This is a genomic window from Caballeronia sp. LZ028, from assembly GCF_031451415.1.
In the GTDB taxonomy this organism is placed as follows: Bacteria; Pseudomonadota; Gammaproteobacteria; order Burkholderiales; family Burkholderiaceae; genus Caballeronia; species Caballeronia zhejiangensis.
Genome location: NZ_JARUXN010000004.1, coordinates 1328596 through 1345956, shown reverse-complemented (window position 1 = coordinate 1345956; position 17361 = coordinate 1328596). Strand labels below are relative to the sequence as shown.

Annotated in this window: 13 protein-coding genes; 3 read left to right on the top strand and 10 right to left on the bottom strand. The window is 61.0% G+C overall.

All coding sequences use genetic code 11. From position 1 onward, the window contains the following. Positions 1-94 precede the first annotated feature (94 nt). Positions 95-1642 (top strand): amidophosphoribosyltransferase, encoded by a 1548-nt coding sequence (purF, locus tag QCE58_RS28870; protein WP_008354035.1) that lies wholly within the window; start codon positions 95-97, stop codon positions 1640-1642. Positions 1643-1838: 196 nt separating this feature from the next. Here the strand turns inward: purF and QCE58_RS28865 are convergent, their stop codons facing one another. From QCE58_RS28865 to QCE58_RS28820, 10 genes are all read right to left on the bottom strand, one after another. Then, the gene (locus QCE58_RS28865) at positions 1839-2636 is read right to left on the bottom strand and encodes an AraC family transcriptional regulator (RefSeq protein WP_250460453.1); all 798 of its coding nucleotides are present in this window, start codon (positions 2634-2636) and stop codon (positions 1839-1841) included. An 11-nt stretch (positions 2637-2647) separates the two neighbouring features. Continuing rightward, positions 2648-2989, bottom strand: coding sequence for an FKBP-type peptidyl-prolyl cis-trans isomerase (locus QCE58_RS28860; protein ID WP_008354031.1), 342 nt, complete (start codon positions 2987-2989; stop codon positions 2648-2650). Between the two features lie 107 nt (positions 2990-3096). Further along, a complete protein-coding gene (locus tag QCE58_RS28855; protein WP_008354030.1) occupies positions 3097-4512 on the bottom strand; it encodes a hypothetical protein in 1416 nt (471 codons plus the stop codon). Positions 4513-4596: 84 nt separating this feature from the next. Then, positions 4597-4842, bottom strand: a complete 246-nt coding sequence (locus QCE58_RS28850; protein ID WP_175983192.1) for a hypothetical protein — start codon at positions 4840-4842, stop codon at positions 4597-4599. Between the two features lie 138 nt (positions 4843-4980). Beyond that, complete coding sequence (locus QCE58_RS28845; protein ID WP_008354028.1) at positions 4981-7332, bottom strand: polysaccharide biosynthesis tyrosine autokinase; 2352 nt, start codon at positions 7330-7332, stop codon at positions 4981-4983. A gap of 506 nt (positions 7333-7838) precedes the next feature. Beyond that, entirely contained in the window at positions 7839-8942 is a 1104-nt protein-coding gene (locus tag QCE58_RS28840) for a glycosyl hydrolase (RefSeq protein WP_008354027.1), read from the bottom strand. A gap of 66 nt (positions 8943-9008) precedes the next feature. Next, a complete protein-coding gene (locus QCE58_RS28835; RefSeq protein ID WP_175983194.1) occupies positions 9009-10088 on the bottom strand; it encodes a glycosyltransferase family 1 protein in 1080 nt (359 codons plus the stop codon). 10 nt (positions 10089-10098) lie between these two features. Next, positions 10099-11253, bottom strand: a complete 1155-nt coding sequence (locus tag QCE58_RS28830; RefSeq protein WP_175983195.1) for a glycosyltransferase — start codon at positions 11251-11253, stop codon at positions 10099-10101. Positions 11254-11667: 414 nt separating this feature from the next. Continuing rightward, positions 11668-11829: a hypothetical protein gene (locus QCE58_RS28825; RefSeq protein ID WP_160297408.1), complete on the bottom strand. Its 162-nt coding sequence runs from the start codon at positions 11827-11829 to the stop codon at positions 11668-11670. 296 nt (positions 11830-12125) lie between these two features. Next, on the bottom strand, positions 12126-13409 hold the full coding sequence (locus tag QCE58_RS28820) for a flippase (protein WP_033536876.1): 1284 nt from the start codon (positions 13407-13409) through the stop codon (positions 12126-12128). 690 nt (positions 13410-14099) lie between these two features. Here QCE58_RS28820 and QCE58_RS28815 point away from each other — a divergent pair. Beyond that, a complete protein-coding gene (locus QCE58_RS28815; RefSeq protein ID WP_250440376.1) occupies positions 14100-15221 on the top strand; it encodes a HAMP domain-containing sensor histidine kinase in 1122 nt (373 codons plus the stop codon). Positions 15222-15281: 60 nt separating this feature from the next. Then, positions 15282-16646 carry a hemolysin family protein gene (locus QCE58_RS28810; RefSeq protein ID WP_008354020.1) on the top strand — a complete coding sequence of 455 codons (1365 nt, stop codon included), beginning with the start codon at positions 15282-15284 and terminating at the stop codon, positions 16644-16646. Positions 16647-17361 lie beyond the last annotated feature (715 nt).

Here is a 17361-nt window from a genome sequence, read left to right as displayed (position 1 = left end):
CCCCGGCCACGTCACGGCCAGTTTTTGAGAGAAGCGTCGAAGAGATCCGGGCAACGCCTTGTCTACCCGTTTCGACTCTTTGAAGGACCATGCCATGTGCGGCATCGTAGGTGTAGTTTCCCAAAGTCCCGTCAATCAGCTGATCTATGACAGCTTGCTCCTGCTCCAGCATCGCGGACAGGACGCGGCGGGCATCGCCACGGCGAACGGCAATAACTTCCACATGCACAAAGCCAACGGCATGGTGCGCGACGTGTTCCGCACGCGCAACATGCGCAGTCTGCCGGGCAACGTCGGCATCGGCCAGGTGCGGTATCCGACCGCCGGGTCCGCATCGAGCGAGGAAGAAGCGCAACCGTTCTACGTGAATGCGCCGTTCGGCATCATCCTCGCGCATAACGGCAATCTGACGAACTGGATGCAGCTGAAGGACGAGATGTTCCGCATCGACCGCCGGCACATCAACACCGCATCCGACACCGAAGTGCTGCTCAACGTCTTCGCGCACGAACTGCAGCTCGCGAGCTCGGGCCTGCAACTCGATGCGACCGCGCTGTGGAAAGCCGTCGCGGGCGTGCATCGCCGTGTGAAGGGCTCGTACGCGATCGTCTCGCTGATCGCGGGCTACGGTCTCGTCGCGTTCCGCGATCCGTTCGGCATTCGTCCGCTTGTGCTCGGCAAGCTCGAAACGTCGACGGGCGTCGAGTGGATGGTCGCGTCGGAATCGGTGGCGATCGAAGGCATCGGCTTCGAATTCGTGCGCGATGTCGAACCGGGCGAAGCGATTTTCATCGACGCGGAAGGCAATCTGCACAGCCACCAATGCGCCGAGAAGCCCGAGCTCAATCCGTGCATTTTCGAGCTCGTGTATCTCGCGCGTCCGGATTCGTGCCTCGACGGCGTGCCGGTCTACAACGCGCGTCTGCGCATGGGCGATTACCTCGCCGAGAAAATCAAGCGCGTGCTGCCGGATGTGCCGATCGACGTCGTCATGCCGATTCCCGACTCGTCGCGCCCCGCCGCGATGCAGGTCGCCGCGAAGCTCGGCGTGGAGTATCGCGAAGGCTTCTTCAAGAACCGCTACGTGGGCCGCACCTTCATCATGCCGGGTCAGGCGGTGCGCAAGAAATCGGTGCGTCAGAAGCTCAACGCGATGGGCATCGAGTTCAAGGGCAAGAACGTGCTGATCGTCGACGATTCCATCGTGCGCGGCACGACCTCGCATGAAATCGTGCAGATGGCCCGCGATGCCGGCGCGAACAAAGTGATCTTCGCGTCCGCCGCGCCGCCGGTGAAGTTCCCGAACGTGTACGGCATCGACATGCCGACGCGCGGCGAACTCGTTGCGCACGGCCGCAGCGATGAGGAAGTCGCACGCATGATCGGCGCGGATTATCTCGTCTATCAGGACGTGGAAGACCTGAAGAACGCGATCCGCGACATCAATCCGGCGTTGAAGGAATTCGAAGCGTCGTGCTTCGACGGCAACTACATCACTGGCGACGTGACGACCGATTATCTCGATCGCATCGAGTCCGCACGTCTTGCGCCGCAATCGCAGTCGGATCGCGATGCTGCGAGCGACGCGCAAGAGGGCGGCATGGCGCGCTCACAGTTGCATTTGCAACTATCGGTCGAGTAAGTTTTCGGCGCTTCGAACGAGCCCGCTTCGTCTGCAAGGACCAAGCGGGCTTTTTTGCGTCTCGAGCCTTCGAGCTTCTGCTTTTCGAGCGCGGCGGAAGCGGCCAAGCGCTTGCGTGGGTGCTGTCGAATGGCATGGAGACGCTCGGGTTGCGCGTCGAGAAGCAATCGGCGAATGCGCTCGAAATCGCGCGCTGTCACGCATCCGTCATACGCGCCGGTCTGTCGCGTGAATCGGATGAACCGCCGTTGCGCCATTGCCCCGGCGAGATGCCGAAGCGTTTCGAGAACGCATGCGTGAACGCGCTTTGATCGGCGAAACCGACATCGAGCGCGATATCGGTGAGCGACGCGCGCGAGTCGGCGAGCAACGTCAACGCGGTGTCGAGCCGCAGCCGATGCAGATAGCGATGCGGCGTCTCGCCGAACGCTTCGTTGAAGAGCTGATGAAAGCGCCGCATGCCGAAGCCGCAATGCGCGGCGAGATCGGCGATACGCAGCGGCGCCGATAGTTGCGAGCGCAACCATCGGTCGATGCGCGCGAAATCGAGGCCGCGCATCGCGTCGATGGAATCGTCGGTGTCGTGCATCAGCGCGCCGCACAGATGCGCAGCCGCTTGCCATGCGAAGCGGTCCGCGAGATGCGCATCCGCGAGATGCGCGCGACGGGCGACATCGGCGACGGCTTGCGTGATGCGCGGATCGATGACGATCGCGCGCGCCCGTTCGAAGTAGCGCTCGGGCACCGCGACGGACGTGGCGGGCAGATCGAGCACGAGCTGGCGATTGTCGCCCTCGGCCCAGTAATCGTGGCGCGCGCCCGCCGGGATGATCCACGCACCCCTGCAATCGATGCGTGCGCCGTTGCCGTCGACGGCCATCTCCATCGACCCGTCGAGGCCGAGCACGATCTGATGAAAGTCGTGCACGTCCGACGCCTGCGCCGCCTCATAGCGGCGCAACGACACGGCAGGACGATGAAGCGGCGCGCTCATGCGGAAAACGCTCAGACGTCGAGCAGTTCCACTTCGAACACGAGCGTGGCGTTGGGCGGAATCACGCCGCCCGCGCCGCGCGCGCCGTAGCCGAGTTGCGGCGGAATCGTGAGACGGCGCACGCCGCCCACTTTCATGCCCTGCACGCCTTCGTCCCAGCCCTTGATGACCATGCCGCCGCCCAGCACGAAGGCGAAGGGGTCGTTGCGGTCCTTGCTCGAATCGAACTTCTGGCCGTCCGTGAGCCAGCCCGTGTAATGCACGCTGACGGTCTTGCCGGCGACGGCTTCAGTGCCTTCGCCAACGGTGACGTCTTCGTATTTGAGACCGGAATCGGTCGTGACAGTCGACATGGTTGCTCCCTGGTTGCCCGGTCATCGGCGATGGATGAACCGGTGGTCGAAACCGACATTGTAGAACGTCGCAGGGAAGCGGGCGGCGCCCGGAAGCGCCGCGTCGATTACAGATGACGGCTGTGCGGCCCGAAGCGCGAACCGATGCGTGTGCCGATTTCCGGCCTTACGTGCCGGCCGATCGCGGTGCCGATCGACGCGCCGTCTTGCGAATCATGCATCGCGGCGGCGGCGGCCTGATCGCCGATCTGCTGCCTTGCGATCTTCAACGCGCGCACGCGGACATAGGCCATCGCGACGAGCGTCCACGGCGCGAGATAGGCGAACTCGGGCACGGACACCATCATCATCGTCCAGGTCGCGGCGCAGCACTGGCGCAGCGCCATGCCGCGCGGATCCCAGTCGAGCTTGAACGCGGGGTACAGCATCAACGCGCTGATGAAGACCGTGCCGATGATGCCGGTATTGACGAGCAGCGTCGAGAAGAGATCGGTCGAGCGCACATAGCCGAAGCCGATGCCGAAGAGCTTATTGAGCGGCGCGAGATCGAGCCACAGTTGCATCGAGTGAAGGAACAGCAGACTGCGGTCGGAGCCCGACTCGGTCTTCGCTTCGAGCTTGTCGGTCACCATCTGCTTGAAGAGCTCGGCGATGTAATCCTGCAGCAGATACCCGATCACGCACAGCACGAAAAGTCCGATCAGCGCCTTCACCGGGTTGATGCCGAGCTTGCGCACGCGGATCAGCGAATACACCGCATAGCCGATCAGCACCGTCGACGAAGTGGTCATCAGAAGCGACAGTCCGATCACCCACACCGGCCAGCGCACGCGCGACGTCGCGTTGAAGTAGACCCAGAACGGGAAGATGGACATGGCGTACATCGACGGCTCGCCTGTCAGCGCTTTCAAGCGCTGGATCGGAAAGCCTTTGATGTCGATCTGCTGGAAAGAACTGCCGTTCACCGTGCCGTCCGAACGCACGATGCCCTTGCCGAACTGATCGCCGAATGCGCGGTTCGAGATGAAGTCGCCCGGCTGTCCCGTCGCGATGAAGTACGCCACTTCGTAAATGCCGTAAATCGCGAGCAGCGTGACGGCCGCGAGAATCCACTGATCCCAGGTCGGCTTGTAATAGTGGTACACATACGCCGCATAGAGCACGACCGCCGCCACGTAAAGCGACTGCGTAAACATGCTCTTGCGCATGATGAACGTGAGGGGATCGGTGTCGTCGACGAGCGAGATCTTGCTGAAGTCGGGATCGAAGGGCGCCATGACGTCCGCGAGCTGGGAGGTGCAGACCATCAGCAGCCAGACCGCGATCGCCGCGATCACGAAGTGCATCCAGTTCTTGCGCGCGCGCCCGCCGAACAGCAGCACGAGCGGCACGGACAGGAAGCACATCAGATAGCCGATCGTCGTGCCCTGAATCGATGGCATGACGAGAAACGACGTCACCGGCATCGCGAAGGCCCAGATTCGGTAGTAGAGGTCGGTCAGCGACGCTTTATCTTTCATCATCGAAGGGTAGGATGCGCCCGCTTCATGACGGGCTGTCGTTCGTTATCGGGAGCAAAACGCCTGCCGGATGAATCGTCGGCACGCTCACACTCTGGGCCGGAACGTCGCCAGGAGCGCGAGCAGGATCACGAGCGCGGAACGCAGCGACACGAGCGGCGCGCGCCGGATGACGACCGGTTCTTGCACGGGCGGCGGCAACTGCCGCTCGGGTCGCGCCTTTCGCACGCCATGAAAATCGCAATGCGGACACACGCTCAACGTCGCGCCCACTTGCCTGCGGCAACGCGGGCAGTGCACGAGCCGATGCCCGAATGAAAAATGTCCGCTCATATGCGTCTCTCTCATCGACCCGGTTGACGACGTGCTTACATCGAAAGTCCGTGCAGATTCCACCGTTACAACGTGAAGCGCCGCGTGACAGGCACGCGGCGCGATGCTTCATCCGCTGCGCTCGATTATGCGCCGCGGTTAGGTCATCGACTTGAACGTGCTCGTATATGCCGCCGCGTAACCATAACTGCGGCGATTGCTCGGGCGTCGCGGAATCGCGTTGAAGACCGAGCCGACGAGCCTGCCGCCCGAACGCTGCACCTTCTTCACGGTTTCCTCGATCTCTTCCTCGCTCTGGATGCCGGAGCGCAGCACGAGCACGGTCGAACCTGCATCGCTCGCCACGATCGCCGCGTCGGTAACGACGAGGAACGGCGGCGTATCGACGATCACGAGGTCGAACTGATCGCTCATGCGCGCGAGCATGTTGCGGAAGCCCGGCATCATCAAAAGTTCGGAAGGATTCTCCGGATAGCCGCCGCACGACATGAACGACAGTCCCGGCACGCCGACATAACGGATCGCATCGCCGAGCGCGAGTTCGCCCTTCAGCACTTCCGAGAGACCGCCCGGATTCGACTGCTTGAAGAACGATGCGATGTGGCCGCGCCGCATGTCGCCGTCGATCAGCAGCACGCGCAGGCCGATTTCCGCGAGCAGCACCGAAAGATTCGCCGCGACGAAGCTCTTGCCCGCGGACGGAATCGGGCCCGTCAGCATCACGATATTGTTCGGCGCATTGGCGAGATCGCGATACAGCTCGGTACGCACCGCACGCAGCGCCTCGACGGCCGGATCGTGCGGGAAGCGCGTCGCCAGCACGCGGGCGTCGCGGTCCGTGTCGGCGACGTGCGGCATCGCGAACGCGTCGTGCTCTGGCAGATGAATATGCGGCAACGCCTTCGGCGCGCCGCCGTCCTGCGCGCCGGAGTAGGTGAGCGGCGCGTGCTCCACGGGCGATACCGCAATCTCGTGATCGAGCATCGCCTGCTGACGGCTATACAGCACTTCGCCCAGTACCGGCACCGAAAGACGGCGCTCGACGAACATCGGATCGGTCACACCGATCATCGCGTGGCGGCGCAGGAAGATGAAGAACGTGCCGATGAAAAAGCCGAGACCCGTGCCCGCGGCGATCACGAGCGCCTTGTTCGGTTTCACCGGACGATACGGACGCAGCGCGTTATCGACGATATGCGCGCCGCCGCTCGTGCTTGCGCGGCGCACGGACAGCTCTTGCGCCTTGTTCACCATCCCCATGTAGATGGTTTCGGCCACGCGCGCATCGCGCGTGAGCGTCGCGTTCTGGCGCTCGGACGAGGGCATGCTGTCGAAGCGCTGCTGAATCTGCTTGTTCGATGCTTCGAGCTCCGCGATCTGCTGATCGAGATTGACGACTTGCGGGCTGGTGGGCTGGAAACGCTGCAAGAGTTGCGTGCGTTGCAGCTTGAGCGTCGCGAGTTGCTGCATCGACGTGATGCTGCCTTGCAGATAGGCCTGCGCTTCGTTGAGCGGCGTCACCGATTGCGACTTCGAACGGAACGCGCTCAAGTTGCTTTCCGCGCGACGCAGATCGCTTTCGAGGCGCGGCAATTCTCCGCGAATGAATTCGAGCGTCTTCGTGTCGTTGGCCTGACGCGCGTGCACGGCTGCCGTCAGATACGCCTGGCCGAGCGCGTTCGCGACATCGGCGGTCAGCGCGGGATCGTCGGCGTTGAACGTGATCTGCACGACGCCCGTGTCTTTCGCGGACTCGGCGACCTTCATCGTCTTCTTCATCATCGCGATCGCGTCGAGCGTGTTGAGGCGCGTCACGTCGAAGTGCACGCCCGGATGACCGAGCGCGCTATTGACGAGAATGGACACGCCGTTCGCCGATGCCGGACGACCGATCGTGCCACGCACGAGCACCGCGCCGTCGGGGTCGCGGAGTTCGTACTGGTTGTTGTCGAGCAGAACGAAGTCGAGCTTCTGGTCTTCGAGCGAAGGCGGCACATCGAGGCGGCCGATCTGCAGCGACTCGCCGCCCCATCCGTACGAATCCATGCCGAACCATGCCGGCGAGAGATGTCCCTTCTTCGCGAACAACGAAGCGATCTGACCGAGCACCGGGAACGTGTCCGGCTTGACCTTGATGTCGAAGTGGAACTGCTTCACGACCGGTTCGAGCACGGAGCGGCTCTGCATCACGGAGATTTCCGCGGGTGCGAGCTGCGTGGCCGTGGGTTGAGCCTGCTGCATCTGCGCCTGGTTTTGCGGCGCGATGCCGAGCGCGTTCGGATCAGGTGGATCGACCCGCACCACGACATCCGACGAATAGATGGGCGTGGCAAGAAACGCATAGGCGGTCGCGAGCGCGGCCGTGATCCCGATGAACAGGAACAGCATGCCAAGGTGATCGCGCAGGAGCCTGAGCATGTCGCCCGCGGTGAATTCGCCGTCGTCCTTGCCAGGGCGCGAGGATCCGGAGTTGACATAGAGGGTGTTCAATGGCGCGTCCTCAGTTCGATAAGTCGATAAGTTGAGCGTTGTTTCCCGGGCCGAGAAAAAACAGAAAGCCCGCGCGACATGTCCGCGGTACGTCTTACGTGTTATTTGATCCGGCGCAGGGCCGTCGGAACTTCCAGACAGACTAAAGACGCGAAAGGCTCTTAAAAGCGGGCGAAGCGCGCGATGCTTCGAGTTCGCGTGACGAAGCGCGTTGGCTCGTCGGAGTGCGATATTCCTTGGAAGCACACTCCGTGCCTCGGAACCGCGTCTCGGGATTCGGCGGATGAAACTCGCGAAGCCCTACGAATCGCTTGCTGTAAAACGATACGTTGAGTCCGGAAAAAACGGTGCTGAATCTATCTTCCGGACACAAACTGCATGCGTCTGTTATGTAGCGAACGTTGCGGGCGTCATAAAGGTGGGGTCCCCCGTTGCGCAAGCCCATTTTCACGCGATAATCGCAAGTTCCGCCCATACTTCATTCGTAACACGAATAGATTGCGGTTTCATGGCATCGGATTGGCCTTGATGAAGTCGCGCACCGTGTTGAAGCGCGATTTGCGCGTTTTACCGTCATCGTGGATCACGCCGTAGTTGCCATCGCCGCCAAAGCGCTGATCGTCGTATAGCTCGTACAACGTCACGTTCTGGATGTTGTAGGTCTTCGCGAGCGACACGAATCCCTTCAATGCGTCCTTGCCGATGAGATAGCCCCCCGGGTCCGCGTGCGTGGGCCGCACGCCGTACTCGGTGATCCAGATCGGCTTGCCGTAACTGTCGCGCAGGCGTTCGAGCACGTTGACCTTCTTGTCGCCCGCCGCCGTGATCGAACCCATGTTGGAATACCAATGCCATGCAGTGATATCCCACTGCGGAATCGGATGGCCGCGCGAGCCGTCGGGCTGCGTGCCCGCATACAGCATGTCCGTAAAGCCGTAATGCAGCCAGCTGAACGATGTCAGCAGGATCTTCGCGTCGGGATTCGTCTCACGTATGCCTTTGATCAGACCGAGGATCGAGCCGCGCGCTTTCATGAACATCGCGTTGTCGTAGTCCTGCGGATGCTCGCCGCTGCGATCCGAGCCGAGTATCGACCAGTTGTCGTATTCGTTGCCGACCTGGTAGTACGTTACGAGTCCCTTCAGCACGCTTCCCGCCGTCTTGCCGAGCGCATAGCCGCGCTCGAAAGTTTCCTGCTCGTTCGCGCGCTTTTCCGGCTCGAAGGGCGTGACGAGCGCGAGTACGCCGATGCATTGCTTCGCCGCCGCGCGCGCGAAATCCGCCACCATATGCGCGCTTCGTTCACTCGATACATCCTGCGCATACATCGTGACGCCGAGATCGCGGAGCTGTGAAATCTGCAAGTCGTAATCGCTCGTGCCGTAGGCGCCGTGATGTTCCAGATGTCCCGCGATGCCGTAGAACACACCCGTCGATCCGTTTCCGCACGCGATCCTGGGCGTCGCGCTGCTCGCGGCGTCCGCCTTGTGGGTTGCCGAGTGCTTGCTGGAATAGGCGTCGGACGTGCCGCTGCGCGCATAGATCAGAACGGATGCGCAGCACAGCGCACCGAAGAGCGAGACGGCAGCCACCAGAGTTCGCATCGACATTCGGCCCTCATGTAAGCGCGCGCCGTGCTTCGGCGGGCGCGTGGGAATGATGTGACGTCGTTGCCATCATGGCTTGTCGATGAACTGCATCAGCAAGCGGGCGCTTTCCGTCCATCGGAAGCGCTCGGCATGCGCGAGGCCGCGACGTCTCAGGTCTTCGCTCAGTTCAGGCGAATCCAGCAGCTCGCGCAACTTGTTCGAAATGTCTTCGACCGAGTACGGGTCGCAATAGATCGATGCATCGCCGCACGTTTCCGGCAATGCGGCCGCGCGTCCGACGAGTGTCGGGCAACCGTTGCGCATGGCTTCGAGCGGCGGAATGCCAAAGCCTTCGTAGATTGAAGGATAGAGGAAGCACGCCGCATTCTGGTAGAGCGCCCGCAGTTTTTCGTCGCTGACATAGCCCGCCTGCTTGATGTTCGGCGCGCTCGACAGATCGTGCGCCTTGCCGAAGATCGCGGCGTTCTTCATGCCGACGATCACGAGATCGATCGACGGATCGCTCAGACGCATGAACGCCTCGACGAGGCGCTTGAAGTTCTTCGTCGGATTCATGCTGCTCACGGCGAGCACGTAACGCCGCTTCGTGAGCTTGAGCTCGTCGATCACCGAAAGATCGGGCGTGATCTGATCGAGGTGATCGGCCGCGAGCGGCACCACGCCGATACGCTCCGCCGGCACGCCGACATGATGCGCGAGCCGGTCGCGCGAGAACTTCGAATTCGTCAGCACGCAGCTCGACGTGCGCGCGAGAATCCAGAACATCACGTGATACCAGGTGCGAAACTTCCACGAAAAATGCGCGGGCGTATCGAACACCGCGGCATCGTGCATGTAGATGATCTGGTTCGGGCGGAAGATGGAACCCGAGTTCGAAAGATTTACGATACGCGAGCGCCCCGCGAAGAGCGGCAGGACGATCTGCTCCCAGAAGACGCCCTTGCCGAAGCCGAGCTTGACGGTCTGAACGCCTTGCACGGGATCGAGTCCGTCCTGCGGCGGCACCGCGAGCGTCACATGCGAGCCTTGCGGCAACTTTCCTAGCGCGGCGACGAGTTCGCGCGCGACGCGTTGCACACCGGTGGTCTTCTGGCTCGTGAAGCGGCCGTTATAGACGAGCTTGTTCGTGGCGATTGTCGTATCCATGTGCAGGGCGTCAGAACTGTGAATCGGAGCTGGTTTCATACGATGCAACCTCGTTCGCGCCGAGCGGTTCGCGCGTGGGCTTGTCGGAGCCGAACTCGTACATCGAAAGCCATTGACGGAAGATCGCGTCCATCGAGAAGCGCTTGCTTGCGGATGCTCTCGCTGCGGCCCCCATGCGTGCGCGCAACGACGGGTCATCGCGCAACATCGCGATGTACTTCGCCATATCCTCCATGTTCGATGCAACGAAGCCGGTCACGCCGTGCTGCACGACATCGCGATTGCCGACCACATCGGTGACGACGGCGGGAATGCCCGCGACCTGCGCCTCGATGAGTGCGATAGGCATGCCTTCCCACCGCGACGTCTGCACATAGATATCGAGCCCAGCCGTGAGTTCGAGCGCCCGATCGCGCGTGACCCAGCCGCTGCACGCGACGGCATCCTTGGGCGTGTCGGCGGGCAATTCGGTTTCGTTGCCGCCGATCCACAGGAAGCGCACCGAAGGGTTGGACAACTCGCTCGCGAGCTTCACGAACGCTTCATGGTTCTTTTGAAACATCGCACGGCCGCTCATGCCGATGACGATGCCGCCCGCGTTCGTGTCGACGCGCGGCGGAATCTCCGGAACGTTCACGCCGTTTTCGATCATGCGGGCACGTCGCGCATGCATCCTCGTTTCGATCTCCGAGAGCTCGCTTTTCGAACACGCGACGATGGTGCCGCCGAGCTTCGCGGCGATGCGCTCGAAGCTCAGATAAGCAAACTGCTTCGCGGGCGACACGTCGCGGCGCAGGAACGCGAGACCGTGCGGCGAATAGAACACGCGTGCGCGCGGCGCGGCGATGCGCGCGGCCGCGCGTCCGAGAACGCCCGCCTTCGACGAATGCAGATGGATCACCGATGGATCGCACTCCTTCAACTTGCGGACGAGGCTCCAGAGACTCGTCAGGTCATTCTTCACGCTCACTTCGCGGAACATGCTGACGTAGGTTAGCTTTACTGCCGGATGGAAGAGCTTGGCGAAATTATTGGGTGTTTCTTGCCGGATCGAATGAAGGATCGTTACGCCGACGCCAGCGGCCGCCGCGCGATTGGAAAGCTGCGTCAGCATGGACAGTACACCGCCGCCGAAGGCTTCGGTGATATGGACGATCTCTTTCATATTCAACTCTTCGAATGGCGTTGCGCCGAGCGCCCGCGGCGATACGCAATGAGAAGGAATGGTCTAGTCGTTATGGAAAATGACGTGACACGTTCACGCAGGGCGAACGCATCCGAAGCGGCGGTTTATGGCCACTTCGAGGAACGCGTCAAAAAGCCGGGATATGCGTGGCGAGTACTAATCGCACGATTTGAATACGCGTCCGAAAAGCACACACGAGATCCGGCATAGCATTACTCGTTCCTTGCGCACGGGGATGCCAAGAGCCCCGTCAAGCCTGATGACAAGCCTGGATTTACCTGCCGCAAGCTCCCGGACCAATCAGCTTTGGTCGGATGGGCGCCCCGATGTCGGTCTTTTTTGGAAACATCGTGAAGTCAGCGAAATCGTGCTGACAAATACGGAAAATAAAGCTTATTTGGCGGCCGCAGCATTCTGCTGAGCTATCGCCGTCTCGCAAATCTGCAGAAGGATCTGCAGATCCTTGAGCGGTACCGCGACCGACTGCATGCGCAGGCTCTCGGCCTGATCGGCCAGCCTTTGTACATGCTCGACCGACATTTCTTCTGTTTCCATTCTGCAGGCTCTCTTAATTAAATGCTGCTCATACCATTAAGATAACGACTCGACCTGCATAGGTCGGTTCGTTGACTCACATACTTAAATGCAACTTTGGAGTAGAGCGCAAGTCGAAAGCATCCGCTGCGCTCTTCGGGTGCAAAACAAAGCTTTGTTAAAGCGCGTGATTCGATAAATGCGTTACCAATTAGAATCACTTGTTACTGTTTTTAACACGCCAGTTTCACATTTATGGAAAAGCGAATATGCAGCCTGGGAAAGCTTATTAGCTACGACGTATTTCCCCATAGGGTTCACGTCGTTTCAGACCCGGCACTTCCTCCCGCGATCGGGCGCTGACGCTTGAGCAACGGCACGCCTTGCAGATGCAGCGTGAAGGCCATGGCCGCAGCAACCAGCGTCTCGACGATCAGCACCGTAGCCGCCGCGCCTTGCTCGCCGAAGAGCTTCGCCAGCACGGCAAGCAAGCTGAAATTCAGTACCGCGGAGGCCATCAGCACGCGGCTGAACTGTGCCTTCATGCCGAGCGGCAGCATCGTCTGAACACCGAACAGATCCGTCAGGCCGACCATCAACGGCACGAATGCCATCCAGCGCAACACCTCTACGGTAGGCAAGAACTTCGGCCCATACAAGAGTTTTACTGCAAGCGGCGCGCCGAAGAAGATGCACACCGAGATCAGCGACACGATCAGGCCTTGCACGACGAACATCTTGCGCAGGAATGCAAACGCATCATCCTTTGCGTGATGCATGAGAAAGCTCACGCGCGGATAGGCCGCGGTCTTGAGCGGCTGAAGCATGTTCAACGCGGCACGGATCAGCTTGTCGGCCGCGGCGAAATAACCTGCTGCAACATTACCCGAAATAAATGTCAGGAGCACGATGTTGCTCGATGCATAGATGTCGACGATCGACGTCGCCATGAATACGCTCCATCCGTCCTTCAGACGAACGACGATGGTACGGAGCGACACGCGCACGAAGTCGAGCTCGCGCCGCAGATAAAGGTACGTGCAAATCGCGATGCCCGACAGCAGCGGCACCAGAGCATTGACGGCCATCGCTTTATGGACATCGTCATGCTCGCGCACGAAGAGATACATCGCAGGAATGCTGAGGGCACGTCCGATGAATACGAACAGGCTCAACATGCCGAGATCTTCGATGCCCTGAAAGTACCACGTCGGAATTAACATTGCACCGACTGCCTGACCATAGCCGATGAGAAGCAACTCGCGGTTCTCTTGCAGATAAGGTACGACCGACGTCAGCGCGATGACAACGAAGAAGCCAGCTAATGCAAGCGCGGCCTGCGTGACGATGGTTTCCCAGAACAGCTTCGAGCGCATTTCGCGGCTCTGACGATTGATCGAGATCTTCGGCGTCGCGGTCAGCGAAAAGCTGTAATTGGTGATTGAGATGAAGTATGCGGTGAAGGCGAGGCCGAACGAAAGGCGTCCGTATTCGCTGGGGCCGAGGACGCGCGCGAGCCATGGCAGCGTCAGCAACGGTGCGAGGTATGTGGATACCTGCAGCGTCATCAATATCGTGAAGTTCTTTCGAAATGAAGCCATTGAACGGTTTTTCCCCGGCTTTAGCGCAGCTTGATCTTATGACTATGACGCAGGGCTACGAACCCTGCATGCTCGCCCGTTACGGGCGGGCCATTGCGTGACAACGCATGAAGCGATTAGTTTCGCTCGTACGTATTGCCGTCAATGCGGCGCGGGCCAAAGAGGTCTGCGCACTTGTGCCTTGGCCTGGCATCAAGCGCGCTGAAGTTGAACGAAATGCGCCGGTTCCGGACCGTCGTACACTTCCGGAGAGTGCGCTGTCTGTGCGACAGAAGCTATTTAACAAGGAAAACCCGTATTTGTCAGTGGGTTTGCACACGTAACACGATGATCGGATGCGATCGTTCGATTGAAATTTCCGCGAAGTGCTGGTAAGCGAAAGGCGCGTGAACCACGAGGCCTTCCCTTCCGACACATGACGTGTCGCAATAGTTCGCCGATAGCATCTTGTGCGAGCGTCGAATGAAAACGCATGCGCATGATCCCGAATCGGTCGTGCACGCGAATTGCTGCGAGCGGCGCAGCGGAGCGCGTTGCGCACCGCTGCCGCAGGCGTGGTAGGCGCTCACATATAATGACTTGCAAGGTTTATCGCGCGTCCTCGTTCGTCAGGCCAATACGCGCACTGCTACTACGCATCCAGCTTCCGCGACATCAACCGCAACACCGATACACCAAGGATCCACAACCGTGACAACGTCTTTTTCCAGTACGGTCGAACCCGAAGGCGACAAGTCCTTCGATGCGGCCGTCGCAGGAAACGACGGCGTGCTGGTGCTCGACGCCGCCCAGCGATGCCTCTCCGCCGACTCCGTTCTCGCTCATCTCTTCGATCTTGATCCCGCCGCGCTGAACGGCCGCGCACTCGCCGAGACGCCGTTGCCGCGGCCGCTCACTGCGGTGCTCGCCGAGGCTGCCGATGCCGCGCTCGCAGGCAACGGCACGCGTCGCGCGCATGTGAGCTTCGGCGAAGACGACGCGCCGCGCGCCTTCTCGATCATCGCGCTGCCGGGCCCGGATTGCGTGACGCTGATCGTATCGCCGGCGAACGCGCCGGACGGCGAGCCCAGCGCAAAGGATCGCATCGCGCATCTGCGAGCCGAGGCTGCGCTTTTCATGCGCGATCATGTGCTGTCGGTCGTATCGCACGATTTGCGCGGCCCGCTCAACGCAATTCATAGCTGGGGTTATGTGCTGGAGCGCAAGGTCGACGCCAACGATGCCGCCGCGCAGCGCGCGCTCGCGGGCATTCGCTCGGGCGTCGAGCAACAGGTGAAGCTCATCGAGCAATCGGTCGATACGACGCGCGCCGAGACCAAGGCGCTACAGGTCGCGCTCGCGCCGGTCGCGTTGCGACCACTTCTGGAAAAGAGCGCGGCGCTCGCGCGTGCCGGCGTCGCGCGCGCACGTGACGTGACGATCGACATCGATTCGCCGCTCGCGGAAGAACAAGTCGAAGGCGATGCCGAACGTCTGTTGCAGACGCTCTGGCTCATGCTCGCGTTCGCCGCCGAAGCGAGTCCCGCGGGCGCGACGGTGCGTGTGTCGAGCAACGTCGAGGGCAGCATGTGGCGCACGGACGTGCAATTCACGGCATCGGCACAGGCGCTCGGCGATACGGCCTCACCGCATGTGTTAGAAGCGTTTGCGCGGCGTCAGGCGCTCGAGCCGCGCGAAGGCGGACGCATCGCATGGGGCCTTGCATTGTGCAAGCGCGTGTCGGAGGCGCATGGCGGCGCGTTCGAGCACAGCGATATCGCCGACAACGCCGAAGTGACGTTATCGGTGCGCGTGCCGGTCGCGGGCATGTAATTGACTTTCGATCAGCTGTCACCCATATACTGACGCTTTCCACTTTCGAAGAGAGTTGCTTTGGCTCAGGTTGTCGCGCTGATCGGCGCATTGTTGCTCGTCGCGTTGAATGGTTTCTTCGTCGCGGCGGAGTTCGGGCTCGTCAAGCTGCGGGCCACGCGCGTCAAGGCGTTGGCACGCACCAATGGCTTGCCTGGCCGACTGCTCGCAAAGGTGCACGGGCAGCTCGACGCTTATCTTTCCGCATGTCAGCTCGGCATCACGCTGGCATCGCTCGGACTCGGCTGGATCGGTGAGCCCGCGTTCGCGGCGCTGCTTCATCCGCTCTTTGCACTGCTCGGCGTCGAGTCGGAGAAGCTGATCGACTCGATCTCGCTCTTCTTCGCGTTCTCCGTCATTTCGTTCCTGCATATCGTCGTTGGCGAACTGGCGCCGAAGTCGTGGGCCATCCGTCGCGCGGAACAGGTCGGCCTGTGGCTCGCCACGCCGCTATACGGCTTTTACTGGCTGATGTATCCGTTCATCTGGGTGCTGAATACGAGCGCGAACTTCGTGCTGCGTCTTTTCGGCATTTCGGCCGAACATGGTCACGACGCGCATTACTCCACGGACGAGCTCAAGCTGATCCTGCGCGGGCGCCGTCATGGCGGCGGCTCCTCGTATAACGAGGACGAGTGGAATACGATCGCGCATTCGCTCGATTTTAGCCGCATGACGGTGTCGGATCTGATGCGTCCGGCGCACGAGCTGGTCGGCTTGCGCAATGATCTGCCGATGCGCGACAACCTCGCCGTGATCGCGCGGCATCGTTTCTCGCGCTATCCGCTTTTCGCCGATGCGTCGGGCGAGCGCGTGATCGGCATGATCCATCTGAAGGACCTTCTGCTTTCAGGCGATGGCGGCGCGCGTGGCATCCACTTCAACTTTTCGAAGGATGCGGTCGGGAAGATCGACAAGCTTTCGCGTCATGTGCGGCCGGTGCAGTACGTTGCGCCGAATCTGTCGGCGCTCGAGCTGTTTCGGCGCTTTCGCAAGGGCGCGCCGCATCTGGCGATCGTTGGGCGCAAGGGCGCGAAGCCAATCGGTTTCATCACGCTCGATAACCTGCTTGGCGCGCTCGTGGGGCAGATTCACGACGAGTTTCGTCAGGGCGATGCCGATTGGTCGCGCATGGATGACGGCACGTTGATGGGCAAGGGCAGCTTGCCGGTTGTTTCGCTCGAGCGCGCGTTGGGGATCGATATCGATGAAGGACGCGCGGAGTCGGTTGGCGGGCTCGTAATCAATGCTTTGGGCGATTTGCCCAGTGAAGGGCAGCGGGTGGAGTTCGATCGGTTCGATATCGTCGTGAAGAAGATGAAGGGGCCGAGGATTGTGCTGGTTCGGGTGTATCCGCGGGAGGAGGCGCTTGAGGAAGCGGAATGACCTATTTGGGTTTTTCTTCGCTTTCGCTAGTGATTTCGCCGGATCCCGTTTTCTTAGTGGTCTATTGGCACTGCCCCTGTGCGGGGCGGCAGTCACTTTCTTTGCTGCTGCAAAGAAAGTAACCAAAGAAAGCAGCTCCCGATACGCCCGCGGTCACACGCAATTTGGGTAGTCCTCTCGTCCATCGTGGGCTGCCTAAAGAGTGCCCTCATAGGCCCCATCGGGCTTGGCTCGCGCACGGTCTGCCACATCGCACCACACAACAAGCTGGTTCAGCACCAAATAGCTCCGGCCCGCTTCGCGGCCGATGGGTCAATCGGGGATGCATGTGCTTCTCTACTAACGTCTCCATCTCACCGCAAGTGCCGCACGTTGGTTTCCCTTGCATATCCGGCGGCAGCGCGTAGCGCTGTGCCGAAGCCATTTCGTGCTGAACCAGTGTCCTCAGCGTTTTCGGGCGGCGGACCGCGCGCGATCCAAGCCCCGTTATTGTGATGAGGGCACTCTTTAGGCGAGTGCCACCGTGGACGAGAGGACTACCCAAATTGCGTGTGACCGCGGGCTTAACGAGCTGCTTTCTTTGCTTACTTTCTTTGCAGCAGCAAAGAAAGTGAGTGCCGCCCCGCACAGGGGCAGTGCTAATAGACCGACGCGAAACCGGGATCCGGCGACAAGCGAAAGCAAGAGCGAAAGCAAAAGAAAAAGCGAAAGCAAC